The sequence below is a fragment of the Streptomyces sp. NPDC026673 genome, assembly GCF_040638135.1.
Classification (GTDB): Bacteria; Actinomycetota; Actinomycetes; order Streptomycetales; family Streptomycetaceae; genus Actinacidiphila.
Window position 1 is genome coordinate 22145 of the sequence record NZ_JBEZXR010000029.1, and the last position, 6710, is coordinate 28854.

Sequence of the window (6710 nt, forward strand, 5' to 3'; positions counted from 1 at the left end):
TGTCGTCCACATCGCTATCGGTCGGCTTCGGCGGAGCGATCACCGGCCGGTTGCCGGCATCGGTGAATGCCTCGCTTATGTGACAGGCGTCCTGGTCGGCAGCATGGTCGCGGGGTGAGATGTGCGGTCCCGCTATGTGGTGATCAGGGGCCGGCGGTCAGGCTGCCTCAGGCCAGCCGAGGGTCAGCCCGACGACGCGAACTCGAGACGACGCGGTGGCCGGGGAGGAAGGTGTCGCAAGAGCTGCGGAACCGCAACCGTCCATGGACGCCGAGCGGGCGGGGCGTACTCCGCGAACCTCAGGGCGAGATGATCGCATTCGCCGTCTTGGGATCCGCGGAGTGTCACCTGCAACCTCGCGGGCCGGCGATCTGCCCGCTTGCAAGGGGGTTGCGCTCGATCGCCTGTCGCTTCGCGGGGGATGATGTGAGCTGCTCGTCCAGGCGTCCGTCACAGACCCGGCTGCCTTGTCCTAGGAGGATTTCACGCGTGTCACGCCAGGTATTGACCGTCGGCCCCGACCAGGCAGGCGACTTCCCAACGATCGGCGAGGCCCTGGCCAGGGCCCGTAGTGGGGCTCTCATCAGCGTCCACGCGGGCACCTACTCGGAGAACCTCACCATCCACACACCTGTCACCATTGTGGCGGCGCAGGGGCGGGGAACCGTGAAAATCGCACCGCATCGCGGGAGTGCCATCACGCTGAAGGCCGATGCGCTGATGCTCGCGGACCTTGCCCTGCAGGGCAAGGACAGGGACCTCCCGGTCATAGACGTCCCTCGAGGTCAGGTGGCAATGGACGGCTGCGACGTCTCCGGAGTCGGCTGGGCCGTTCTCTTCGCCCGCGACACGGGTGCCCTGGCGATGCGAGACTGCCGTGTCAGTAACCCGGAAGGTGCCGGCCTGGTGGTGACATCCGCCGCGGAGACCTCCGTGGAGTCCTCCGTTTTGGAGAACCTGGGCACCTCAGCGGTGGTGATCGGCGAACAAGGCAGGGCCACGGTACGCGGCTGCACCATCAGGGACACCCGCGGCAACGGCGTATTGGCCAACGGGCGGGCCCAGGGCTCCATTCAGGACAGCGAGATATCGGCGACCGACAAACCCGCCATCGCCCTGGAAGGCGAGTGCACTACGGAGGTGCTTCGCACCTCCGTACGCGACACCAGTACAGGGATCCACATCACCAGCGCCGAACGCACCGTAGTGAAGGACTCCAGCGTCACCGCTACCACCGGAGTCGGAATCTATGTCGGCATGGGGAGCGACCCGTTGCTGCAGGGCTGCCGCGTCAGCCGTCCGCGGGGGACTGGCCTGCTGATCGCGGATCGCTCTCGTGGCACCTTCGAGGATTGCTGCATTGAGTCGGCGGAGGCAGCGTCCCTCAAAGTGACCGGCGCATCCTCACCGGTTCTGGTCGCCCTGACGGTGCGGGACTCCACCGGTCCTGGAGTCTTGCTCGAGGAGGAGTCGACCGCCGAGTTCGACCGGCTGGAAGTGGTCGATGCTGCGGCCGTGGGCGTCTCCATCAACAGCGCCGCCAATCCGCTGCTGCGCCGCACCCGTGTCACCGCCGGTTCCTTTGGAGTCCTGGTCAGCGACAACGGACGCGGTCGGCTGGAGGAGTGCGCCGTCGACGGTGCCGAGACCGCCGTGAGGGTGGAGAAGGACGGAAACGTACACATCACCGGAGGCGCCGCCAGTGCCCCGTCGAGCGCCGGCGTCTCCGTCGGTGAAGGCGGCATCGTAACGGTGAGGAACTTCACGGTCACGGGCCCAGGCGACGTAGGGGCGCTGGTTGAGACCGGGGGCGAATTGACCGCGAGCCGCGTGCAGGTTCGCGACAGCGGCGGATTCGGCGTCAGAATCGCCGAAGGCGCCCGGGCCACGCTCAACGCCTGCGATGTCAGCGGCAGCGCCAAGGATGGCATCCGCATCGACTCGGAGTCACCGGTCTCCGTGGTCAACTGCTCCACGCGTGGCAACGCGGGCGCGGGACTCATCCAGTCGAAGGCGGGTGACCGCGTTGTCATCGAGGGACTCAGCAGCAACGACAACGAAAAGCGCGACGCGTGGGGAGTCGGGGACAGCGAGGGGACCGAACCGGCGGGCACGCTCACCATGGACGGCAGCGATCCAGCCCTGGTCGCCCTTGAAGCGCTCATCGGCCTGGACAATGTCAAGCAGCAGGTCCGGACGTTGGTCAACCTGACCCAACTGGCACAACGCCGGGCGAAACTCGGAATGCCGGCGCCTCCGATGAGTCGGCACCTGGTGTTCGCCGGACCTCCCGGCACCGGCAAGACCACCGTGGCGCGCCTCTACGGGAGCATCCTCGCTTCCCTGGGCACTCTGCGTTCGGGGCACCTCGTAGAGGTATCCCGAGCCGACCTCGTCGCACAGATCGTCGGGGGTACGGCCATCAAGGCCACCGAGGCGTTCAACCGCGCACTGGGCGGCGTGCTGTTCATCGACGAGGCCTACACCCTTGTGTCGGACAGCAAGAATTCCGGTGCGGACTTCGGCAAGGAGGCGGTTGACACGCTCCTGAAGCTCATGGAAGACCACCGGGAAGACGTGGTCGTGGTGGCCGCCGGCTACTCGACTGAGATGCAGTCCTTTCTGGCCTCCAACCCCGGCCTGGCTTCACGCTTCTCGCGCACCATCGAATTCCAGAACTACACCGTTCCGGAACTCGTGGCGATCATGGAGAGCATGTGCTCCCAGCATCAGTACAAGCTGCACGAGCAGACACTCAAGGCACTGGCGGTGCATTTCGAGCGAATGCCGAGGGACTCGACGTTCGGCAACGGCCGGGAGGCCAGGCGGGTTTTCGAGGAAATGGTCGACCGGCAGGCATCCCGGCTGGCCACGTTGACCAAGGTCACCGAGGACGACCTCCAGTTGCTGCTGCCCGAGGACGTCGCCGAGGATCTGGCGGGGGCCGAAGCGGGAGAGGACAGCGATCCGCTGGCGCGACTGGGTGACCTGGTCGGCCTGTCCGGCGTGAAGCGCGAGGTGACCGACATGATCAATCTGCTGTCGACCGCCAGACAACGGAAGGCGGCCGGTCTCCCCGTCCCGCAGATCAGCAACCACCTGGTGTTCACCGGCCCCCCCGGCACGGGCAAGACCACCGTGGCGCGCCTGTACGGCGAACTCCTCGCCTCCCTCGGGGTGCTGCCGCGCGGACAGCTCGTCGAAGTCTCCCGTGCGGATCTCGTGGGCCGGTACATCGGCCATACGGCCCAGCTCACCCGGGACGTATTCGAACGCGCGCTTGGTGGCGTGCTCTTCATCGACGAGGCATACACTCTCACCCCGGTCGGCTCCAGCGGGTCGGACTTCGGCCAGGAAGCCGTGGACACCCTGCTGAAGCTGATGGAGGACCACCGCAATGAAGTAGTGGTGATCGTCGCGGGATACACCGAGGAGATGGAGCGGTTCATGGCCTCCAACCCTGGCCTGCAGTCCCGATTCTCGCGGCGTGTCGAGTTCACCGACTACTCCTCGGACGAACTCGTCACGATCGTCCGGTCGCACGCGGCCGGAGCCGGGTACGAGTGCGGGCCGGGCACGAGCCAGGTCCTGCGGGAGTACTTCGACGCTCTTCCGAGGGACCGGTCGTTCGGTAACGCCAGGCTCGCGCGCCAGGTCCTGGAACGCATGATCACACGCCAGGCGAGCCGCCTCATCACCATGTCCGTGCCCAGCCTGGAGGACCTCCGGTTGCTGCTCCCAGAGGACGTGGCCGCCCGGGACTGACGCCGGAAGGCCACGACGCTCTGCCGGCTGCCGTCATGGCGCAGAGAGTGCCCGCACGGCACGTGCGGGCACCTCGCGCACCAGTCGCGACGTTCCCGATGATCTGGACACGCGACGTACCCCAAGCTCACGGATGGGCTCACGGCCGCACTGGCGACTGACGGGCTGCGTGGTGCATCCCGGCTGCTTGGTGAGTACGAAGCCCATGGGGCGGCCCCCCGAACGGGAGGTCGCCCCACGGTGGATGCCTGTGTTCCCGGCACGAGGCCGCTCACACCCGGCGAGTGCTCCACTTCTGGTTGTCCGTGCCGCCGCAGGACCACAGCTGAAGACGGGAGCCGTTCGCGGTACCGAAGTCCAACACATCGACACACTTGTCGGCCTTGAGGCTCACGAGGTCATGAGCCGGGTTCAGCCAGAAGCGCTGCGAGGACGAACCGTTGCAGTCCTTCCAAAGGATGGCCGTGCCGTCCGCGGTGGACCCGCCGTTCAAGGTCAGGCATTTGCCCTGCGAACGCACCGTGTTGTTGCTCAGCGTCCACCGGTGCCAGGCCACGTTCTGACAGTCCCAGATCTCCATGCGTGCACCGCTGCCGGCTGTCGGACCGTTCACGACCCCGATGCACCGGCCGGAGCCGTGGCTGTAGATCTGGGTCTTGTCGCTGGGGGCGCTGCTGTTCTGGACCACGACCGGGGGTGCCGCGGCGGCCGGGGGCTTGGCGGCTGACGTGGTGGCCGGCGGTGCGGTCGGTGTGGTGTTCCCTCCGCTACCTCCACCCTGGTGTCCCGGGGTTGTTGCGCCGTCGTGCGGCCGGTCGCTGGGCCCGGTGGCGGGGCTATTCGACGTGCCCGGGCCGACCGCTGTGGTTTGCGTTCCGGGCCCTGACTGTGAGTTGCCCGCGCCCGCTCCGGTGCGCCCGCTCCCGCCGCGGTTCTTTCCGGGGCCGGCGGAGGAGTACGCCCCCGGGGGACCGTCCCCGTCGCCATTGAGGACGCTGCTGCCTGCGTGCTCGCCCCCCGTGGTGCGCTTCTCGTTGTTGCCGAGGGAGAGCGGTATCAGGACGGCGAGCAGCAAGGACCCGGCGATGGCCGCCCCGGCCAGGAGCGCCTTGCCGGGCTTGCCGGGCTTGCCCGGCGTGGCACCCGTACCGGTGGCCGTTCTCCGGTTTTCGTTGTGCCCGGCGTCGTCGGCGGCCCGAGCCGGGATCGCCTCCGCGGCAGGGGGCCTCTCCGTTGCCGCGGCCGTGGCGGTGGTGCGCTCGGTGGAGGCGGAATTGCTTGCCGCGGCGGCATCGACGCCAGCTACTTCCGGCTCCGGCTGCCGAGCTTTGGCGGTGCCGCGCGATTCCGCCCGCGACTCTGTCGCGATAGCGGGTACGGCAGAGTGCTCGTGGGCCGGCGAAGGGGTGAGTATCTCCTCGATGGATGCTGCGCCTGACGACTCCTCCGCGGGTTTGCTCTCGCTTTCGGATTCGGCTGTGGCGGACTGAGTTGCCGCGGCCAGACCCTCCGACACGCTATTGTCGGTGGATGGTTTCATGTCAATTTCTTCCAATGAACGCTGGAGGAAGCTGCTAGTCGTTGTGATGTTAGATAGCCCCGGGGCGTGGTGGTTGCGATGGTCTCCTTCGTATGCGGGGCGGACGTGCGGTCGGGAAAGCAGAGGGTCGCCCTTGTCCCCGAGGGTGGCACCCTTGCGAGAAGAGGCGTGCTCTGGGGGGCCTCCCGGTGGTCGGGCGGACTCAAGTACCTAGGCAGGCTCTCGATGGCCCGGCGGCCACCGGGAATTTCCAGCAGTAGGCCAGCGAGAGTTGGCGCACCGGAGTCCCAGATACCTGCGTGAGTACCCCGCCGTCGGGCTCGGGACGTGCCTGGACGCGTCGACGGGTTGCAAGTTCCGTTCTGGCCGGTTGTGGCGTGCCAGTGGTGATGTACGTCTGGCATCAGCACATTGCCTATCCGAACGGTCGAGCTCCATCGGGCATGGCAATGATCCCCAGTCTTGCTTCTGTTGTCGCCGCTGTCGAGTCGCGCTCGGGTCCGGGTCGCGCAAAGCGGTGCGCCGCTTGGAACATTATTTCGGCCCCTGGATTCGAGCGGTGGTTGGCCAGGGTGCGGCGAGCCGGGCGTCAGCTGTCCTACGGCCGCCTATATCGCTCGGAGGGCGTCTCCTCAACTGCTGCCAGAAGTGCCTCGCGGTCCACGACGAAGGCCACAGGCCCGGCGGGATTGAGGTAGAGCTGATGCCCCCGCGGTACTTGCCCGATCAGCATCGTCACCGGATGCACCTCGAATTTGAGCGCGCCGGCACTCGCCAGGTGGGACTCCGAAGTGAATGTGGGCACCACGGCTGTGCCGTCCGGTGCCGTCGCGCACACAGGAGAGCCTGAGGTGTCGACCAGCACCGCCACCTCGGCCGCAGCGAGCAAACGGGTCACGTTCTCTGCGGGACCGTATCCGGTGGCCGCCAGCTGAACGGCGGCGTCCACGGGGTCCTTCGGCTCTTCCCAGCCGAGCATCGCGGGCGAGGGCCGGTAGTCGGGATTCTCGGCCCACTCGACGATCTCACCGTCGCCATTCGACCGCCACTGGCCCAGAACGGCCCAGGAGGGAGGTTCCCCTTCGCCCCTCCAGGCCGGGTCCACAAGGCCGAGCCAATGGTCGGGGGCGAGCCGAGCCGCTTCCCTGACCTCTGTGGGCAGCTCAAGTGGTTCGGCACCGGTGGTGGCGGAAGAATCCGCCACGTGATCGACGGGTACCGCACGCAAACGCGCCGCCCACCCACTGAGACCCCCGGTGCTCGTGGTTTCTACATCCCCGTTGTCCTGCAGGACCGCGGGGGTCACCGCATGCGATGACCCCGCCTCGGGAATGGGTTCCGAGGTAACTGCCTCGTTCACGTCATTCAACTGCTTTCCTCAGGTTGGCTACTTACCGGAGCGAGG

Annotated in this window: 3 protein-coding genes; 1 reads left to right on the forward strand and 2 read right to left on the reverse strand. The window is 67.3% G+C overall.

The features are described 5' to 3' along the window. Window positions 1–489: 489 nt before the first annotated feature. A complete protein-coding gene (locus AB0F62_RS20785; protein WP_361800785.1) occupies window positions 490–3765 on the forward strand; it encodes a right-handed parallel beta-helix repeat-containing protein in 3276 nt (1091 codons plus the stop codon). 271 nt (window positions 3766–4036) lie between these two features. Here AB0F62_RS20785 and AB0F62_RS20790 read toward each other — a convergent pair whose 3' ends face one another. Together AB0F62_RS20790 and AB0F62_RS20795 are read right to left on the reverse strand one after the other, a co-directional pair. Next, window positions 4037–5305, reverse strand: a complete 1269-nt coding sequence (locus tag AB0F62_RS20790) for a ricin-type beta-trefoil lectin domain protein (protein WP_361800788.1) — start codon at window positions 5303–5305, stop codon at window positions 4037–4039. Between the two features lie 598 nt (window positions 5306–5903). Next, complete coding sequence (locus tag AB0F62_RS20795) at window positions 5904–6665, reverse strand: type VII secretion system-associated protein (protein WP_361800866.1); 762 nt, start codon at window positions 6663–6665, stop codon at window positions 5904–5906. Window positions 6666–6710: the final 45 nt, after the last annotated feature.